This is a genomic window from Mesorhizobium sp. WSM4829 (genome assembly GCF_055811475.1).
The window spans coordinates 38494-56920 of the sequence record NZ_JBVVQJ010000032.1; the positions used below are offsets into that span (position 1 = coordinate 38494).

20 protein-coding genes are annotated in these 18427 nt (G+C 62.8%); 7 read left to right on the plus strand and 13 right to left on the minus strand.

Annotated features, from left to right (window positions below; translation table 11 throughout):
- Nucleotides 1-51 precede the first annotated feature (51 nt).
- From AC0L17_RS25595 to AC0L17_RS25615, 5 genes are all read right to left on the minus strand, one after another.
- Complete coding sequence (locus AC0L17_RS25595) at nt 52-603, minus strand: DUF4142 domain-containing protein (protein WP_473517848.1); 552 nt, start codon at nt 601-603, stop codon at nt 52-54.
- Nucleotides 604-746: 143 nt separating this feature from the next.
- Nucleotides 747-1490: a DUF899 family protein gene (locus tag AC0L17_RS25600; protein ID WP_473517849.1), complete on the minus strand. Its 744-nt coding sequence runs from the start codon at nt 1488-1490 to the stop codon at nt 747-749.
- Between the two features lie 154 nt (nt 1491-1644).
- Nucleotides 1645-2076 (minus strand): lysozyme inhibitor LprI family protein, encoded by a 432-nt coding sequence (locus tag AC0L17_RS25605; RefSeq protein WP_128176341.1) that lies wholly within the window; start codon nt 2074-2076, stop codon nt 1645-1647.
- Between the two features lie 157 nt (nt 2077-2233).
- A complete protein-coding gene (locus tag AC0L17_RS25610; protein WP_473517850.1) occupies nt 2234-2722 on the minus strand; it encodes a GNAT family N-acetyltransferase in 489 nt (162 codons plus the stop codon).
- Nucleotides 2723-2832: 110 nt separating this feature from the next.
- Nucleotides 2833-3696, minus strand: coding sequence for a transglycosylase SLT domain-containing protein (locus AC0L17_RS25615; RefSeq protein WP_473517851.1), 864 nt, complete (start codon nt 3694-3696; stop codon nt 2833-2835).
- 178 nt (nt 3697-3874) lie between these two features.
- On the opposite strand from AC0L17_RS25615, the gene AC0L17_RS25620 reads away from it, so the two are divergent.
- On the plus strand, nt 3875-4444 hold the full coding sequence (locus AC0L17_RS25620; RefSeq protein WP_473517852.1) for a methylated-DNA--[protein]-cysteine S-methyltransferase: 570 nt from the start codon (nt 3875-3877) through the stop codon (nt 4442-4444).
- Between the two features lie 11 nt (nt 4445-4455).
- Here the strand turns inward: AC0L17_RS25620 and AC0L17_RS25625 are convergent, their stop codons facing one another.
- On the minus strand, nt 4456-4782 hold the full coding sequence (locus AC0L17_RS25625; RefSeq protein ID WP_287253656.1) for a hypothetical protein: 327 nt from the start codon (nt 4780-4782) through the stop codon (nt 4456-4458).
- A 330-nt stretch (nt 4783-5112) separates the two neighbouring features.
- On the opposite strand from AC0L17_RS25625, the gene AC0L17_RS25630 reads away from it, so the two are divergent.
- The gene (locus tag AC0L17_RS25630; RefSeq protein ID WP_023678332.1) at nt 5113-5325 is read left to right on the plus strand and encodes a cold-shock protein; all 213 of its coding nucleotides are present in this window, start codon (nt 5113-5115) and stop codon (nt 5323-5325) included.
- A gap of 260 nt (nt 5326-5585) precedes the next feature.
- On the plus strand, nt 5586-5786 hold the full coding sequence (locus AC0L17_RS25635) for a hypothetical protein (protein ID WP_473517853.1): 201 nt from the start codon (nt 5586-5588) through the stop codon (nt 5784-5786).
- Nucleotides 5787-5914: 128 nt separating this feature from the next.
- On the opposite strand, the gene AC0L17_RS25640 is transcribed toward AC0L17_RS25635, so the two are convergent.
- The 3 genes from AC0L17_RS25640 to AC0L17_RS25650 form a co-directional block, all read right to left on the minus strand.
- Nucleotides 5915-6526, minus strand: coding sequence for a glutathione S-transferase family protein (locus tag AC0L17_RS25640; protein ID WP_473517854.1), 612 nt, complete (start codon nt 6524-6526; stop codon nt 5915-5917).
- Nucleotides 6527-6640: 114 nt separating this feature from the next.
- Entirely contained in the window at nt 6641-7495 is an 855-nt protein-coding gene (locus tag AC0L17_RS25645; protein ID WP_473517855.1) for an EAL domain-containing protein, read from the minus strand.
- Complete coding sequence (locus tag AC0L17_RS25650; protein ID WP_473517856.1) at nt 7492-8427, minus strand: EAL domain-containing protein; 936 nt, start codon at nt 8425-8427, stop codon at nt 7492-7494. The genes AC0L17_RS25645 and AC0L17_RS25650 overlap by 4 nt, the downstream gene beginning before the upstream one ends.
- A 206-nt stretch (nt 8428-8633) precedes the next feature.
- On the opposite strand from AC0L17_RS25650, the gene AC0L17_RS25655 reads away from it, so the two are divergent.
- Nucleotides 8634-9836, plus strand: a complete 1203-nt coding sequence (locus AC0L17_RS25655) for a pyridoxal phosphate-dependent aminotransferase (RefSeq protein WP_473517857.1) — start codon at nt 8634-8636, stop codon at nt 9834-9836.
- A gap of 62 nt (nt 9837-9898) precedes the next feature.
- On the opposite strand, the gene AC0L17_RS25660 is transcribed toward AC0L17_RS25655, so the two are convergent.
- On the minus strand, nt 9899-11422 hold the full coding sequence (locus AC0L17_RS25660) for a DHA2 family efflux MFS transporter permease subunit (RefSeq protein ID WP_473517858.1): 1524 nt from the start codon (nt 11420-11422) through the stop codon (nt 9899-9901).
- Between the two features lie 70 nt (nt 11423-11492).
- Nucleotides 11493-11900 carry a (R)-mandelonitrile lyase gene (locus AC0L17_RS25665; protein ID WP_473517859.1) on the minus strand — a complete coding sequence of 136 codons (408 nt, stop codon included), beginning with the start codon at nt 11898-11900 and terminating at the stop codon, nt 11493-11495.
- Between the two features lie 363 nt (nt 11901-12263).
- On the opposite strand from AC0L17_RS25665, the gene AC0L17_RS25670 reads away from it, so the two are divergent.
- Together AC0L17_RS25670 and AC0L17_RS25675 are read left to right on the plus strand one after the other, a co-directional pair.
- The gene (locus AC0L17_RS25670; RefSeq protein WP_473517860.1) at nt 12264-14315 is read left to right on the plus strand and encodes an elongation factor G; all 2052 of its coding nucleotides are present in this window, start codon (nt 12264-12266) and stop codon (nt 14313-14315) included.
- A 762-nt stretch (nt 14316-15077) separates the two neighbouring features.
- Complete coding sequence (locus tag AC0L17_RS25675; RefSeq protein WP_473517861.1) at nt 15078-15578, plus strand: methyltransferase family protein; 501 nt, start codon at nt 15078-15080, stop codon at nt 15576-15578.
- Between the two features lie 45 nt (nt 15579-15623).
- Here AC0L17_RS25675 and AC0L17_RS25680 read toward each other — a convergent pair whose 3' ends face one another.
- Both AC0L17_RS25680 and trxB read right to left on the minus strand, forming a co-directional pair.
- Nucleotides 15624-16520, minus strand: a complete 897-nt coding sequence (locus AC0L17_RS25680; protein WP_023799796.1) for a LysR family transcriptional regulator — start codon at nt 16518-16520, stop codon at nt 15624-15626.
- 72 nt (nt 16521-16592) lie between these two features.
- The gene (gene trxB, locus AC0L17_RS25685; RefSeq protein ID WP_473517862.1) at nt 16593-17567 is read right to left on the minus strand and encodes a thioredoxin-disulfide reductase; all 975 of its coding nucleotides are present in this window, start codon (nt 17565-17567) and stop codon (nt 16593-16595) included.
- 256 nt (nt 17568-17823) lie between these two features.
- On the opposite strand from trxB, the gene AC0L17_RS25690 reads away from it, so the two are divergent.
- Nucleotides 17824-18300, plus strand: a complete 477-nt coding sequence (locus tag AC0L17_RS25690) for an Lrp/AsnC family transcriptional regulator (RefSeq protein WP_128169580.1) — start codon at nt 17824-17826, stop codon at nt 18298-18300.
- The last annotated feature ends 127 nt before the right edge of the window (nt 18301-18427 follow it).

Here is an 18427-nt window from a genome sequence, read left to right on the forward strand (position 1 = left end):
GTCAGGCCCAGGGTCAGGCCCGAGGGGCATGCGTTTGGGTGACGACATGCATTAGCTGTGGGCTGCCACCAGATCCTTTAGGCGCTCTTCGTGCATCCGCAGCGTTGGTAGCGTCTTCTTGGCGAATTCCTTCAGCGCCGGGTCTTCACCCGACTGCGCATAGGTTGAAAACAGCGCCAACGCCTGCTTGTGCGCCTCGGTCTGCAGGAGGATGTATTTCGCCTGGAATTCATCGCCATCGAGCTTCTTGAGCTGGTCCAGCATCGCCTGGTCTTTCGGCAGCAAAGCCGGGCCGCTCGCTGTCACCGAGGCCGTGATCTGGCTCTGTTCGAGAGCTGCCTTGAAATCCTCGCCAGCCTTGGTGTGATCCCTGACCATCAGCGAGGCGAAATCCTTCACGTCGGCGGCGACATTCTTTTGTTCGGCCAGCTTGCTGCTTTCAATCTCGAACCGGTTGGCGCTGGGGACGGTTCTGGAGAAGGTCTCGGTGTCGATCTTGGTTTGGCCGACAGCAGGTATATCGGCCGGCGTGGCGGATTGGGCTAGGGCCGCCGGCGCGCCGGCAAGCAAGGCGACCATGGCAAGCGTGAGATTTGTTTTCACAGGAAATCTCCGGGTTTGTGATCCTCGGAGAGTCCAACGCGACACCAGCGGCGAAGTTGCGCGACGGGACAGGAATGAGGTGTCGGCGATCCTGCCAACACCCCCGCTCGGCGCCGATACGCCGGAAATATGCTTGGCAAAGCTCAGTGGCAGCACGCGGCGTCATATTGCAGCTGCTCGTCCCAGTTCGGCCGGCCCTCCGGTGTGAAATCCATCAGGTTCCACAAGGGCTCGCAAGTGCCGATGGCGCGCGGGTCCTGACCGGGTTCGGACGGCGCGAAGCCAAGCTCCGAGCTCCAGAAATGCCGGATGCCGTCGGCGTCGCGATGGAATACCGAAAGCATCGGCAACTGCGCGCCGTCGTCGGCCTCGGCGTGGTAGTCGCGCTTGAAGCTGTTGCCGGCCGACGAGAGCAGCCGCATGTTCGTCCAGCCGCGATCGCGGCCAAGCGTGATCAGGTTTTCAAGCGCGGTCTTGCCCACAACCGCGAAATTGAAGCCGGCGGCCTCGAGATGGCCGATGGCGCCGTCGAACTGGTCGAGCAGCGCCGTGCAGGACGGGCATGGCTGGTCGGCCCGCGCGAGCTTGGCCGTGCCGCCGCTTGTCGCCACGTCGCGCGTCTCCTGCGGGTGGCGCGGAAACATCATCGAGTAGACGATCAGCGTGTCCTTGCCGGGTGAAAACAGCTCCGACAGTTTTATGCGGGCCGGCTTGCCGTCGGCGCCAAGCCCGTCGAACACATAATCCTGAGGCACCAGCCCGCCCGGCGGCAGTGCACGGCGGGCGACGGCCACATCCTCCATGGCGCGGCGCAGCTCGATTTCCTTTTGCAGCAGCGTTTCGCGGGCGGCGCGATATTCAGCGGATTCGTTGGGAAAGGTGATCATCGTCATCTCCATCAGCCGTGCTTGTGGCGGCGCGCGCCCTATGCGGCAGCGCACCTTGCCTCTCAAGGACGCATCGCGAAGCAGGGTTCCGACATTTTGCACGCCTAACTCGGCGATAAGGCCTTAACGGCTCCGCCTTAGCCAGCGACAGAGGCTACTGCGGCGGCACTGGGCAGCTCGTATCGCCCTCCTGGCAGTTGAGATAGCCCTGAAAATCCTTCAGCCTGATGTTGGTGAGGCTCGCCTTGCAGCCGGCTATGACCATCGGATACATGCTGCCTGCCATATCGGTCGGGCCACCCTGGAAAGCGCATTCGGCATCGCGAAAAGCGACCCAGGCGCGCTGCGCGCCGACCAGCAGCTTCTTCGTCGCAGCGTCGTCCTTCAGCCTGCCCTCGATCTGCCTGTAGGCGTGGTTGAGCTTCTTGTCGGCTTCGGTGAACGACTTGCCGGCGCATTCGTTCATGGTCGCCTGGTCCTGTGCGTCGGCGCAATCGTCGGCGCGCGCGACGCCCGCAAGAAGCGGAAGGGCGAGGATCACCAGACCGGTTTTGGCCAGACCCGGTTTGAAAAGTAAAAGCCGCATCGTGTTTCTCCGGTTTCGGTCGAGACCCCGCCCGCGGCACGAAAGCCGCAGGATCGCAGCTTAACTTCTGAACGGTTGCCGGCAAGATGCAGCCTGCCGCCTTGGTGGACACTTCGTTTCCGCACAATGCTCGCTGATCGGCTTCGCCAACCGCAGCTCACCCCGCCCAGTCGACTTCGAACATCCCCAGCCGCTCGTAAAGCCTGACCGCGGCAGCATTCTCAACCGTGTTGGTTTTGAGATCGACATGCGCAGCGCCGCGTGCGTGAAAGGTGGTGAAGACGTGCCACATCAGCGCTTCGGCGATGCCTCGGCCGCGCGCCTCGGGGTGGACGGCAAGGTCTTTGACGAACGCCCTCGTCCAGCACAATGCCGCGCCTGCCAGCCGACCCTTGCTGTCGATGACCAGGAAACACAAGGCAGGGTCGAATTCCGCGTCGCTTGAAATGCGCGGCCACCATTCGTCGAACGGCCCGTCGGCGCCGTCGTCGAAGACGGTGGTCAGCAGCGTATGCAAAGCCAGCGCGTCGGCGGCCTCAAAACCGCGCATGACGAAACCTTCCGGCCAGCGCGGCGGGGCGAGCGTGTCGTCGAGGATCTTGCGCAGCCTTATGTCGTTCGGCGCCGGCGGGCGCGGCTCAAGCATGGTGTTCAATGCCTGTCGCGCAAAAGTGCGCAGCGGTTTTGCGATAACGACATGCATAAAAACAAGAACTAAAAGCGTGTCGCATGTATCCGTTCACACGCGACGCGCTTTTAGGCGTCGGGCTGCAGGCGACGCCGACTGCGGTCGCGGCCCAGGCCGGTTTGTTCCAGCATGCCCTTGCGCTTGGCGTCGTAATAATAGCCGCTCTGGTAGAGCCGATCGGCGCGCTTGGCGTTGCCGCCGGCCACCAGCCAGGCGCCACGCAGATATTTCACCGCATATTTCAGATTGGTCTCGGCGTCGAACAACCCGCTCGCCGGCCCGTCATAGCCCATGCCGCGCGCCGTCGCATGCTTGATCTGCATCAGCCCCCAGTGGCCGCGATTGTAGGCCTTGGGATTGAAGGTGCTCTCGCGCTTGACGACGCGGCGGACCAGATCGACCGGAACCTGATAAAGGACGGCATATTTCTCGATCAGCCGCTCGATCTCGCCGCGCGGTCCCGCGGAATACTGTTTGGCAGGGCTGGTCGAAAGCAGGGCAGACGGATTCTCAGGCAGGGTGTAGGCGACCTGCTGGACGCCTGGCATCGTCTTGCCTGTCTCGCCGGTGACCGGCATCGCAACGGCGGCGGTCGCATAGACAGGCGCTGTGCCGGCTGGCGCGGCATCGGCCGTCATGACTGAAGGCGCAGTTGCGGCCAACGGGGTCGGGCCGGCAAAGGCCGCTGGCTGGGCGGGGGTCGCGGCGGGGTCGACGGCCAGCGCCGCGGTCTGGACAGGCGTGACGCCGGACGATTCCGGCAGCACCGAAACCGTGTCGGGCAGCGCCAGCGCATAGCCGGCGTCGCTACCAGCTGCGGCGGTTTCAGTCAGGGAAGGCACGGCCTTGGTCTGCGCGGTCGAAGTGCAGCCGCTGAGACCGGCCGCAGCGAGCATCACGCCGATCGCGGAAAAGATGATTTTTGCTGGCAAGCCGCGCTCGGGTCCGGTTCGTCTGTTAAGAAGTCCTTACACCAGCGGCTTTCCCCCGGCAATCCGCAGCCAGTTGGGATTTCCAATGGTTTTCGGTGGCAACAGACCCCTGAGAATGCGATATCTCGTTCTCGATATGTACTGGATTGCCGTTCGTTCCTTCGGACAGGAGCACATCATGGAAGACACCTCTCAAGCCATCGCCGGCCACGCCGTCTTCGAAACAGTGATCGGCTTCATCGGCATCGCCTGGAGCGAGGCCGGGCTGACGAGGCTTTGCCTGCCCCAGCGCAGCCGCGACGCGGTGGAACGGCGGTTGCTGCGCCATGCCGGCAACGCCGCTTCGAGCGCCCGACCGCAATGGGTTGCCGAGCTGATCGCGTCGATAAAGGCCTATGCCGCCGGCGAGGACGTGGATTTCTCCGGTGTGCCGGTCGATCTCACCGGTGTCGACGATTTCCGCCTCGCAATCTACGACGCGGCGCGCAAGCTCGCCTATGGCGAGACCACCACCTATGGCGAACTGGCCAGGCGCGCCGGCCATGCCGGGCTGGCGCGAGAGACGGGCGCCGCGCTCGGCGCCAACCCGGTGCCGCTGGTCATCCCTTGCCACCGCATTCTTGCCGCCGGCGGCAAGATCGGCGGTTTTTCAGCGCCAGGCGGCTCGACCACCAAGGAGAAGATGCTGACGATGGAAGGCGTGCGCGTCGGTCCGCCGTCGCCGGCGCAGGTCTCTTTTGGATTTTGAGGCCGACATTGCTAGTCTGGAAAGATGCGCCGGCGGAAATGCCGGTCTGTTTCCACGCGCTTGCACTTGTAGACGATGCAGGAGTTGGTATCGGCGCTCGGCACCGAAGCGCGTGCCCTGACCTCGCCCATGTTGCAGAAACTCTGGCTCCGCACATAACGGTCGTAGAGCGGCAGCCCCGGCGTGCGCGTCGACTGATAACGCAGGATGACGGCGCCTTCGCGTGCGATCGTCGCGCGCACCGTGCCGCAGCTCATGCGGCTCGGGTCATAGCGCGAGATCGCCTGCGCCTCGGCGGCCATCAGCGTCAGACAGGCGGCAAACAGGACAGTTTTCATGGTCCTCTCCCCAAACAGGACCGGACGCTCGGAGGCGGCACGATCCTTCCCCGCAGCGTGCGCGATAGGCCATGCGACCCCGCGCAACGCCCGACGTTCAACGCTTTCACGCGATTGGGGCGGCCATTGGGCAGTGCCGCATCAGCGCCTTTTTTTGCGCAGTCTTGTTTTTTGCGGAGAAGCGGACTATATGAGGTCCATTGATATTTCGGCCGATCGATCCGGGCCTCGCGATATTCGCGTTTGCTGACGTCTATCTCCAAAATCTCGATACAAACCGGCTGGACTTCGGTTCAGTCAAGCTAAAGCAAACGTATAAGGACTATCGAAATGGCAACAGGTACGGTCAAGTGGTTTAATTCCACCAAGGGTTTCGGCTTCATCCAGCCTGACAGCGGCGGCGCGGACGTTTTCGTCCACATCTCCGCAGTCGAGCGCGCTGGGCTGTCGACCCTGGTCGAAGGCCAGAAGATCAACTTCGAGATCGAGCAGGACCGCCGCACTGGCAAGTCGTCCGCTGGATCTCTGAGCAAGGCAGCCTGATTTTGCGAATGGCGCGCGCCGGGCGATAGCTCGGGGCGCGCGGCAAGTCACGGATGTACTGACGGTCGCGCGAGAAGCGCGCCGGAGCGGAAAGAACCCGACAAGCCGAAGCAGCAGATTGCTGCCGGCCCGGCCAAAGCGCTCCCGATCAGGCTACCAAGCATGGGAAGGCGGGATTTTGTCCCGCCTTTTTGCTGTCCGGATTTCCGGATGAAACAGCTACCTTGGCCTTATTGTGCCAATCATGGTATTTTTAGGCGATGAGCAAGCTTGAACAGATTGAGAAATCCGTCGCCGAACTGAGCCCTGAGGAACTGAAGGCATTTGCCGCCTGGTTCGAGGCACTGACAGCGGAGATGTGGGATCGGCAGATCGAAGCCGACGCCAAGGCTGGCAGGCTGGATAAACTTGCCGAGCAGGCCTTGGCCGACCATCGCGCCGGCCGGACCCGGTCTTTGTGAATCATGTCGCCACTCCCTTATTTTGGGAGGCTTATGCAAAACTGCCCTCGTCGATCAGAGCAAAGGCGGACAAACGTTTCGCCAAGCTGCGTTCTGATCCCCCTCCTGAAGTAGCCGTAAGGACAGAACTACCCCAGCCACTCCATCGGCACATGCCCAGGATCTGTCTCGACCCGTTTCAGCCAGGCCGCCACCGCCGGGTAGGCGTCGAGCTGAAAACCGCCCATCTCGGCCGTATGCGTATAGGCGTAGAGCGCGATGTCGGCGACGCTCAATGCCTCGCCGGCAAAGAACGCACTGCCCGCCAGATGCTTGTTCATCACGCCGAGCGCCTTGTTACCGCGCTCCAGCGTCAGCGCCAGCCGTTCCGGCGTCGCGTCCCTGGCCCGTTCGGGAAAGGTCAGCAGCGCCTTGCGCACCGCGATATAGGGTTCGTGGCTGTACTGCTCGAAGAACAGCCATTGATAGGCCAGTGCCCGCTCGTATCTGTCGGCCGGCAGCAACCGCGTGCCTTCGGCGAGATAGAGCAGAATGGCGTTGGATTCGGCAAGCCGCCGGCCGTCGTCGAGCTCGAGCAGCGGCACCATGGCGTTCGGGTTCTTGGCGACATAGTCTGGCTTGCGCGTGTCGCCGGTGTGCGAGCTGACCTCGACATTGGTGAAAGGGATGCCGAGCTTGGCCATCAACAGGCGCGGCTTGTAGCAATTGCCGCTGTCGATCATTCCATAGAGTATGGTCATTCTTGCTCCCATCGCCGCTCCCATCGGCGGAGCCGCCTTTACCGGCAATTATCCTGGCAGCGACGGCTTCATCCAGTGATTTGTTTTGGCGCAACCATCAGCGCCGCTGATGGATCACCCAAACAACGGCACGACGTTGTTGGCCATGCCAAGCAGCCTGTCGATGGGCAGCGGCTCCTCGTCGAAGACCGTGCCGGCCAGCGCCGGCCGGGCAAGGTAAAATCCCTGCATCAGGTCAACGCCGCCGTCCAGCGCGACGCGCAGATGCGTGGCTTGCTCAATGCCTTCGACCAGCACTTTGGCGCCGCGGTCATGCAGCGCGGAGACCAGCGGCCGGAAAAACCGTTCGGCGGCGGCATGGCGGCAGAATTCCGCGAACCAGGTGCCGTCGATCTTGACGATGTCGGGCTGGACAAGGGCGACCCGCTCTTCCGTGGAATGCCCGGTGCCGAAATCGTCGATGGCGATACGGATGCCGTCACGCCGCATCTCGCGCGCCAGGCTGACGAGCACCTTGTCTTCGGCCGCCTGTTCGGTGATCTCGCAGACCAGCATGCTGGGGTGCAGGTCGAACTCGGCGAGACGCCTGGTCATCAGCCTGATTTCTGCCAGCGCTCGCCCGGGGTTATCGTTGATCAGCGGATTGTAGTTGAAGAACAGGTCGAGCCCGCCGACGCCGATGTTGCGGAAATTCCGCAGGTGCAGCACCCGGCACATCGTCTCTACGAACAGGCGATCCGCCACGGGGATGCCCTCGAAGAATACGCGCGGCGCGACCGGCCTGCCGGCGCGGTGCGGCTCGATCAGGCCTTCGACGGCGACGGCCTTCAAAAACCTCCCGCGCGGCGCGAAGATCGGCTGGTAGGCGCTCCTCAGCCGGAACGCGCCATAGACGCCATATTCGATCCCGACTTCGTCGGCAAAGATTGCCTCGCCGACATTGCGCCGCCTGTCGGGCCGCCCGGTCATGGCACCACCTTGCGCCCGAAAGCCCGTTTCGGCCGCGGCGAAGGCGAGACGGTCGCAGGCGCCGCGCCGGCGTCAGGCGCCGTCACCGGCATCTGCCTTTCCTTGCCGAAGACTTGGCTTTCCTTGCCGAAGACTTGGCTTTCGTTGCCGAAGACGTGAAAGCTGGTCGGTGCAAGCTCCGGGCGCGCCAGCGCAAATCCCTGCACCATCGAGGCTCCCGATTTCTCGGCCAGTTCAAGCTGCCAGCCCTCCTCGATGCCCTCGAACACGGTGCGGATGCCTTGCTGTTCGAAACTTGCCACCATGGCGGTCAGCAGCGCGAAGCCGGCGCCGGACTCCATCAGTTGCATGATCCAGTTGGCGTCGAATTTGACGATGTCAGGCCTGAGCTCCTTGATCCGGTTGATGTCGGACTCTTCGGCGCCGTAGTCGTCGACCGCGATGCGAAACCCGTTGGCCCTGAGCGCCTCGACGAAATTGTAGAGCGTTTCCTGCGACGCCGACTTTTGCTCGGTCACCTCGCAGACGACGCGGTTCGCATCGATCCCGGCCTCATGCAGCACCAGCCGCATGTCGCGTAGCGCGCTGTCGGCGATGCTGCGATCGGTGAACACCGACGGATCGAAGTTGATGAAAATGAATGCCTCCTGCGGCAGGCAGGCGCCGGCGTTCAAAAGGTGCAGCGTCCTTGTCAGCGCCTCAATATGCAGGCGGTCGACCGTCGGACAGGCGTTGAAAAAACTCACCGGCGTCTGCGGCTCGGCGTCGCGGAACGGCCTGATCAGGCCCTCGAATCCGGTGATGGACAATTTGCCGTTGCTGAAGGCAAAAATCGGCTGGAACGCGCTTTGCAGCGTATAATTGCCCCAGACACCGCTGGCGGTGCCGTCGTCGTGACGGACGATATGGGCAAGCCCGAAGCTGCGCGACACGGTTCCTCCCGTTGCGAGACTGGTGGAATGGGTCGTGATCCAGCCACCCCGGGTTTTACCGCGTGTAAGTGAATTTATTGTTGCCAGATTTGCCGGGGGATTTGAGGTCTGGCTCATCCGACAATGCTTGCGCTTGGCGGGATGATGCGACATGAGAGACGCCGCGGTCGGACGCACCGCCAAGCCTACAAGGAGACAACGCCGTCATGGCCTTTCTTGCCGACGCCCTTTCCCGCGTAAAGCCTTCCGCGACCATCGCAGTGACGCAGAAAGCGCGCGAGCTGAAAAACGCCGGCCGTGACGTGATCGGGCTGGGTGCCGGCGAACCGGACTTCGACACGCCGGACAATATCAAGAACGCTGCGATCGAGGCCATCCGCCGCGGCGAAACGAAATATCCTCCAGTTTCCGGCATCGTGCCGCTGCGCGAGGCAATCGCCCAAAAATTCAAGCGAGAGAACAATCTCGATTACCGGCCGGAGCAGACCATCGTCGGCACCGGCGGCAAGCAGATCCTGTTCAATGCCTTCATGGCGTCGCTGAACCCCGGCGACGAGGTCATCATTCCGAGGCCGTACTGGGTCAGCTATCCCGAGATGGTAGCGATCTGCGGCGGCACCCCGGCATTTGCCGACACCTCCATCGACAACGGCTTCAAGCTGACGGCGGCGGCGTTGCAAAAGGCGATCACGCCGCGCACCAAATGGCTGTTGATGAACTCACCGTCGAACCCGTCGGGCGCCGCCTACAGCGAGGCTGAGTTGCGCGCTCTGGCCGACGTGCTGCTAGAACACCCCAATGTCTGGGTGCTGACCGACGACATGTACGAGCACCTGATCTACGGCGATTTCGTCTTCACGACCATCGCCGAGGTCGAGCCGAAGCTTTATGAGCGCACCCTGACCATGAACGGCGTGTCGAAGGCCTATGCGATGACTGGCTGGCGCATCGGCTACGCGGCCGGGCCGCTGGCGCTGATCAAGGCGATGGACATGATCCAGGGCCAGCAGACCTCCGGCGCCTGCACCATTGCCCAGTGGGCATCGGTCGAGGCGCTGAACGGTCCGCAGGATTTCATTGCGAAAAACAAGGCGATTTTCCAGGCTCGGCGCGATCTCGTCGTGTCGATGCTCAATCAGGCGCGCGGCATCACATGTCCGTCTCCCGAAGGGGCTTTCTACGTCTATCCGTCCTGTTCCCAGTTGATCGGCAAGAAGACCAAAGCCGGCAAGCTGATCGACAGCGACGAAGCCTTCTGCTCGGAACTGCTCGAGGCCGAGGGCGTGGCGGTCGTGTTCGGTTCGGCATTCGGCCTCGGCCCGAACTTCCGCATCTCCTATGCCACGTCGGAGGCGTTGCTCGAAGAGGCCTGCGCCCGCATCCAGCGCTTCACCGCCTCGCTGACCTGATCAATCGCATCTCGAACACCAAAACCCGGCTCGCAATCGGGTTTTGGCGGTCGGCGCCAGCCTCATCCCTGGCGACTGTGATTGGTTTCGCGCGCCGAACGAGCCTCGGCCGGCGCCAGAATGGCGGCCAGAAGCCCGGCCGTGACGAACGAAACGATGGCGGCCGTCAGCATCGCCGCATGGAAGCCCCCGGCATAGGCGGCTGCGAACAGATCGCGCAGGCCGTCCTTGCCCATCGCCGCATCGGCTGCGAAATCGTGCCTTGAAACCGCGGCGCGGGCCACCGCTCCGGCATTGGTGACACCGGCATTTTCAAGATGCGCCGTCAGCAGGGCTGTTGCCCGCATGCTCATCAAGGCGCCGAGCAGGGCGATGCCGATGGCGGTGCCGCTCTGGCGGGTTGCGTTGATCACCGCCGACACCATGCCCGAACGCTCGCGCGGCGCAAACGACATCGCGGCAGCGCTGCCGGTCGGGATGGACAGCGCATTGCCGAGACCGCCGACGGCAAACAGCAGGCCGATCGTCACATAGGGTGTCGAGGGTCCAACCCAGCACATGCCCAGCATGGAAAGACCGCTCGAAAGATAGCCCGATGTCATCAGCGCCGAGTGTCCGTAGCGCTGACTGAGCCTGCCGATCGCCGGCGACACGACCATTTGGACAAGGAACAGCGGTGCCATGCACAGGCCGGCCTGTGTCGGCGACCAGCCCTGTGCCTGCTGCAGGAACATCGAATAGAGGAAGACGCTGGTGTAGGAGGTGAGGCCGAGCGCGAACGAGGCGACATTGGCGACGGCGAAGCGAACGTCGCGGAACAGGCCAAGCGGCAGCATCGGCCGCGCCGTGCGTGCCTCGAAGACAAGGAATGCCACCAGGCCGGCGAAGCCGACGACAAGGGCGATAACAGCCTCTCGATCGCCCCAACCTTTTTCGCCTGCCGATATCAGGCCGAAGGTCAAGGCGCCCAGCCACAGAATGCTGAGCGCCAGGCCGACAAGGTCGAGATGGGCATGCTCGGGGTGTGAAGTCTCTACGATCGAAGCCGCACCGAGCGCGATCGTGGCCAGGCCGAGCGGCAGGTTGATCAGGAAAATGCTCTGCCATCCGGCGGTTTCGACCAGGATGCCGCCGACGACCGGGCCGGTGAGCAGCGAGACAGCTGCGAACGATGCCCAGCCTCCGATAACGCCGGCACGCTCGCGACCGTCGGGAAATGCCTGCGTCAGAATCGACAGCGCACCCGGAATGATCAGCGATCCGGCTATCCCTTGCACCACCCGGCCCACCAGCAGCACCGGCAGGTTGGGCGCGATTGCACATATGGCAGAACCAGCCACGAAGATGCCGATGCCTGCCAGCCAGGAGCGCTTGCGCCCGTAGCGGTCGCCGATCAGGCCTGCCGACAGCATGAAGGCCGACAGGCAAAGCGTGTAGGCGTCGATCACCCATTGCAGCCCGGCGAAATCGATGCCGAGCGCAATCTGGATCGTCGGCAGGGCGACGTTGACGATGCTGATGTCGAGCAGTGCGACGAATGTGCCGAGATAGACGGCGGCAACAAGAGGCAAGCGACGGTTCGACATGAAACCCAAACCTGAGCGTGGAATCACCTACAATGATCAAACGCGACCATTGATCAGACGCGACGCGCTTTTAGGTCCGATCAACGCCGCCATACTGCTCGTCGGTCACCGTCTCCAGCCAGTCGGCATGGACGCCGTCGAGCGCCTCCTGCATGGCGATATGCGCCATCGCCGATTTTGGACCGGCGCCGTGCCAATGCTTTTCGTCAGGCGCAAACGAGATGACGTCGCCGGCCCTGATTGCCTGTATCGGCTCGCCCCAGCTTTGCGCCAGGCCGGCGCCTGACACCACATAGAGCGTCTGGCCCAGCGGATGCGTATGCCAGTGGGTACGCGAGCCGGGCTCGAAACCGACCATGATGGCGCGTAGCCGCGCCGGCGCTTCCTTCTCGATGATCGGCGTCTGCCACACGCGGCCGGTGAAGTACTTTTCCGGCGCAATGACGGTCGGCACGCTGCCGCAAGCAGTGATCTTCATCGTCGCAAAGTCCTCAGGCTGATGGCGGATCGGTCGGCGACGATCCGCTCCTTTTTCTCGCAGGAAGCGGCACTTTCATCCGATAACCATTATGGCGCAACCGCTTTTGCTGCCGTTCGGCGGCCTGTCACGGCATTGACGGAAAGCCCAGACCCGCAATCGACGCTTCGCCGATCATGGCTCAACATCCGCGACATCAGGCGATCCCCCGATTCTCAAATCACCCGATTCTCAAATCACTTGCCCTCCCGCCTAACCCGTGGGACGATGCCTTTGGGTAGGCGGCAAACTGAAAAAGCCCCGCCCGCGACGGTCGACAGGCCGGCCGCCGCTCCCAGGGAAACGCCTGAGTGGAGGTCAGTCATGGGAACTCGCGCCGGAGGACGACGCACGGGACCGAAATGCATTGCCATCGTCGGTCCCTTTGCAAGCGGTAAGACGACACTTCTCGAAGCCATATTGGCCCGTACGGGCGCCATCCCCCGCCAGAATCCGGTCTCCTCGGGAAACACAGTTTCCGATCATTCGCCCGAGGCACGCGCCCACGCCATGAGCGTTGAGGCGACGTTTGCCACCACCGACTTCATGGGCGAGCAACTCACCTTCGTCGATTGTCCCGGCTCCATCGAATTCTCCTTCGAGGCAGAGCCGGTTCTGGCCGCCTGCGACATCGCCGTGGTCGTCGCCGAAGCCGACGAGAAGAAGATCCCTGCCCTGCAGCTGATCATGCGCAAGCTCGATGATCTCGGCGTGCCGCGCATCATGTTCCTCAACAAGGTCGACAAGGCGATATCAGGCGTGCGCGACACGCTGAAGATGTTGCAGCCGGCGAGCTCGGTGCCTTTACTGCTGCGCCAGATCCCGCTGCGTAAGGACGGCGTGGTGATCGGCTCGATCGATCTGGCGCTGGAGCGCGCCTACATCTATCGCGAATATGCCGAAAGCGAAATCGCCCAGATCCCCAGCGACGACAAGGCGCGCGAGCTCGAAGCGCGCTTTTCCATGCTGGAGACGCTCGCCGACCATGATGATCAACTGATGGAGCAGCTGCTCGACGAAATCGAGCCGCCCAAGGACGCCATCTTCGACGACCTGGCCGCCGACTTGCGCGATGGTGCCGTGACGCCGGTGCTGATCGGCACCGCCGAGAAGGGCAATGGTGTGCTGCGGCTGCTAAAAACGATCCGCCACGACGCGCCTGATGTTGAGGCAACACACAAGCGCCTCGACGCACCTGACGGCAATGCGACCGTGGTCCAGGTGATGAAGACCATCCACACCGCGCATGGCGGCAAACTGTCGATCTCGCGCATCCTGTCCGGCCAGCTTGCCGACGCCTCCGAGCTCTTCCTTTCGAACGGCGCGACGGCAAAGGTCTCCGGCATCTACAGAATGCTCGGCAAGGACCAGACCAAGCTCACCTCGGCCCCGGCCGGCGACACGGTCGCGCTCGGCAAGATGGACGAGGTCACGACCGGTCAGACCTTGAGCTCGCTCAAGGGCGGCATCAACCCCTTGGTCACGCTGACGCCGCCGCAACCGGTCTTCGCCTTTGCGTTGCGACCGAAGGAACGCAAGGACGAGGTCAAGATGTCGGCGGCCATCCAGCGCCTTGCCGAGGAAGATCCCTCACTCAGCGTGCGCCACAATCAGGATTCGGCCGAAACCGTGCTGTCGGGCCATGGCGAAATGCATCTGCGTGTCGTGCGCGAGCGGCTGGAGGGCAAGAACCAGATTCCAGTCGAAGGCCATCCGCCGGCCGTGCCTTACCGCGAGACGATCCGCAAAGCGGCGCAGCAGCGTGGCCGTCACAAGAAGCAGTCGGGCGGCCATGGCCAGTTCGGCGACGTGGTGATCGAGATCAAGCCGCTGCCGCGCGGCTCCGGTTTCCAGTTCACCGACACCATCACCGGCGGCGCCGTGCCGAAAACCTATATCCAGTCGGTCGAGGCCGGCGTGCGCGATTATCTGAAATCGGGCCCGCTCGGCTTTCCGGTGGTCGACGTCGCCGTCAACCTGTCCGACGGCTCCTATCATTCCGTCGATTCGTCGGACATGGCCTTCCAGATGGCGGCAAAGCTGGCGATGAAGGAAGGCATGGCCGCCTGCTCGCCGGTGCTGCTTGAACCGATCATGAAGGTGGAAATCGTCACGCCGTCCGACGCGACATCGAAAATCATCGCCCTGATCCCGCAGCGGCGCGGCCAAATCCTCGGCTATGATGCGCGGCCCGGCTGGCCGGGATGGGATGTCGTCGAGGCGACCATGCCGCAGGCCGAGATCGGCGATCTGATCATCGAGCTGCGTTCGGCCACCGCGGGCGTGGCCAGCTACCGTGCCAGCTTCGACCATATGGCCGAACTCACCGGCCGCCTGGCCGACGAGGCGTTGAACGCCAATGGCAAGGCTGCCTGACACTTGAACTTGGCGACAGTCAGGCTGCAGAACACAAGGAAACGGCGTCCGGAAATGATCCGGACGCCGTTCTCTTGCGGACCGTCTTCGTGGGAGGCGAAATGGCAGGTCCGCCGCACATGCCGCCAACGCTTGACAGCCTCAGCGGAAGAATAGTTCGGACGCGGTAGCCGCCTGAGCCCGGATCGTCCGAGTGATGCCCCCATCTCCCGCACGAACCACACCGCGTCCTATGATCTGCTTAGTCGATGCTGCGCGCCTGCGACATGTTACCTGAGGTTACATGTCACTGTTACATGACAATTTCGGTCGGCTTTGCGTCAGCGCCGGCAGGGTTCGGGATACAAAAAAGCCGGATCAACGAAGATCCGGCTGAGTTTGATTGGAAGTGCCTGTTAAGGCTAACCTCCAGAGGGGAACACTCGAGGGCGCTAATGGGAGGAGAACGCGCCCAGGAGATGATCCATATATGTGCTCATCATGCCCAAGAAACAAGCATCTATTTTGCAACACTCGCATGCAAAATGACACAGGCTGTGGTCTAAGTCGTTGCTTGGCCTCGTAGGACCAGAAGAATCGCGAAATGCGGTGCGCAGCCAGTCAAGAATCATTGCGAAATGGCGAAACAGCGCCGATTTTCGGTCCAGAACGCAGAAAACAACGAATGATGGCGAATCAGGCAGCGCGCGTTTATTTTTGCGGCAGCCATTATTTTTGGGGCAGACATGCATCGGCCCGAAAATCGCGACCAAGGAAGCCCCGATGAGGACCCGTCAGGCGATCGCCGGCAGCGCGCTGTTCTTCATCGCAGCGCCCGGTGTAGTCGCGGGATTGCTGCCCTGGCTGTTGGCCGATCGCTATCGTCTGCCATGGTCGACCCTGCCCGGCCTGGTCCCGGTCGGCTGGTTACTGATTGTCGTTGCAACGGCATTGCTGCTTCATGCCTTCGCCCGTTTTGCTCTCGAGGGCCTCGGTACGCCCGCTCCGGTCGCGCCAACCGAGCGACTGGTTGTCGGCGGCATCTACCGCCATGTCCGCAACCCGATGTATGTGGCCGTGCTGGCGATCATCCTTGGCCAGGCGCTGCTGTTTTCGAGCGCGGCTCTCGTCGCCTATGCCGCTATCGCCGCCGTCGCCATGGTCTCGTTCGTGAAGTTCCATGAGGAACCGACGCTTGCCCGCCGCTATGGCGCCGAGTACGAGGCCTACCGCCATGCCGTTCCAGGCTGGCTCCCCCGCCTGACGCCATGGCGCGGCCAGTAGGAGAGGACCGTCCGCAATGCATGGTGGTAAGGGATGTGCAGAGGTTTAGAATGACCAACTACGCGCCTTGGCGATGATGAAATCGCGGAAGACGTGCAGCTTCGCCTGGTTCTTCATCGCATCGGGATAGGCGAAATAGGTGTCGAAGGACGGCACTTCGGTCTCCGGCAGCAACTGCACCAGGCCTGAATCCTTGCTGACCACATAGTCGGGCAGCATGGCGATGCCGGCGCCACCCTGGACCGCGCGCTTGATCGACAATATGTCGTTGATCTGCAGCGTCGGCACCCTTTGCCCGCCTTCGAAATCGCCGACTGTTTCCAGCCAGTTCAATTCCGACAGATGCGCCGGCACCGGCACGCCGAAGGTGACGATGCGATGGCTCTTCAGCTCGGCGATCGACGCCGGCTTGCCATATTTGTTGACGTAGGAAGGGGCGGCGTAGAGATGGAAATGCACCGTGAACAGGCGGCGCTGGATGAGATCGGGCTGCTGCGGCTGGCGCAGCCGGATCGCGCAGTCCGCCCGGCGCATGGTGAGGTCGAGTTCCTCGTTCGCCAGGATCAGCTGCAGGCTGATCTCGGGATAGAGCTCGATGAATTCCTGCACGCGCTCGGTCAGCCAGCCGGCACCGAGCCCCACCGTGGTCGTCACCCTGAGCACGCCGGAAGGCCGATCCTTGGCCTCGGTCAGCCGCGACTTGATCGTCTCCAGCTTCATCAGCACGTCATGCGCCGTGCGGAACAGCATCTCACCCTGCTCGGTCAGCACCAGGCCGCGGGCATGGCGATTGAACAGCGGCACGCCGACATCATGTTCGAGCGCGCTGACCTGCCGCGAGATCGCCGATTGCGACAGATGCAGTGTCTCGGCGGCATGGGTGAACGACCCAGCTTCCGCCGCAGCGTGAAACACGCGTAGCTTGTCCCAGTCCAACGCCATGATGCCCCCGTTCTGTTTTCTGGCGTCTGAATGAAAAATCAGGCTTTTGCGCGGCTTTTCTCGGCCGCTTGTTTACTCCGCCGCTTCGCGGTGAACTTCGATCCCGGCGAGGTACTTTTCCGCCTCGAGCGCGGCCATGCAGCCGAGCCCCGCCGCCGTCACCGCCTGGCGGTAGATGTCGTCGGTCACGTCGCCGGCGGCGAACACGCCCGGCACGTCGGTGCAGGTCGAATCCGGCGCCGTCCACAGATAGCCGTTCGGCTTCTGCTTCAGCTTGCCGGCGAACAGCTCGACCGCCGGCGCATGGCCGATCGCCACGAACACGCCGTCGACCGTCAGATGCATCTCCTGGCCGGTCACCAGATTGCGCAGCTTCAGTCCTTCCACCGACGGCGGCAGCGGCATCTTGCCGGACTGGCCGGTGATCTCGTCGACGACGGTGTCCCAGATGACGCGGACATTGTCCTTCTTGAACAGCCGCTCGCTCAGGATGCGCTCGGCGCGGAAGTCGCTGCGTCGGTGGATGACCGTCACGCTCCTGGCCAGGTTGGAAAGGTAAAGCGCCTCCTCCACCGCCGAATTGCCGCCGCCGATCACCGCGACATCCTTGCCGCGATAGAAGAAGCCGTCGCAGGTGGCGCAGGCCGATACGCCGAAGCCCATGAAGGTCTGTTCGCTCGGGATGCCCAGCCATTTCGCCTGCGCACCGGTGGCGATGATCAGCGCGTCGGCGGTATAGGTGGCGCCGGAATCGCCCTTGGCACGGAACGGCCGCACATTGAGGTCGACCTCGGTGATGATGTCGTTGATGACGTCGGTGCCGACATGCTCGGCCTGTTTCAGCATTTGCTCCATCAGCCACGGACCCTGGATCGGATCGGCGAAGCCCGGATAGTTTTCGACATCGGTGGTGATCATCAACTGGCCGCCCTGCTGCAGGCCGGCGACCAGCATCGGCTTCAGCATGGCGCGAGCGGCGTAGATTGCCGCCGTATAGCCGGCGGGACCGGAGCCGATGATGAGAACGGGTGCGTGCTTGGACGTCATATCAGGGCTTTCACAACAACCGGACGCGAATGAAGCGTCCGGCACAGGGATCGATTTCCGGCCTAATCTAGGTGTTGCGGGCGACGCCAGCAAGACGACCTCGCCTTCGTCCCCGGAAAGCTTCCCCGCAAACAGACGATCCATGAACATCTTGCGCGGGCGACTGTGCCAAAATCAGCGACTGAAGGGATGGAATGGACACCAAAGTCGTTTACAAAATCACGAAAGATTCTTGCGTGAAGCGCCGAAGGTATCCATGCCGCTCAAAGCCGATCTCGATGCCATCGACTGGAAGATCCTGCGCGAGCTTCAGCACGACGGGCGCATGACCAATGTCGAATTGTCCGGCCGCGTCGGTATTTCGGCGCCGCCATGCCTGCGTCGCGTCAGGCGGCTGGAAGAAACCGGCATCATCCGCGGCTATCGCGCCTTGCTCAATGCGCCGGCGCTCGGCCTGGACGTCGTCGCCTTTTGCCTCATCGGCCTGCATCACCAGGCCGACGCGGAGCTGAAAAGCTTCGCCGAACGCACCCGCGGCTGGCCGATCGTTCGCGACGCCTGGATGGTGTCGGGCGAATCCGACTTTTTGCTGCATTGCGTGGCGAGCGACCTCGGCGCCTTTCAGACCTTCGTCATCGAGGAACTGGCCTCGGCGCCGAATGTCGACACGGTGCGGACGGCACTGACCATCCGTCGCGTCAAGGACGAGGGCCTGGTGGCCTTCCCGGCTTGAACTGGGGTGGCAGGGCAACCGCCGATCTCGGCGCCGCCCCTCATCCGCCTGCAGTCTCGACGCCAATTTTGCAGCGTTGCTGATTGGCGAAACCGTTGATGACAGCATCTTTCTCCCCGTCACTATA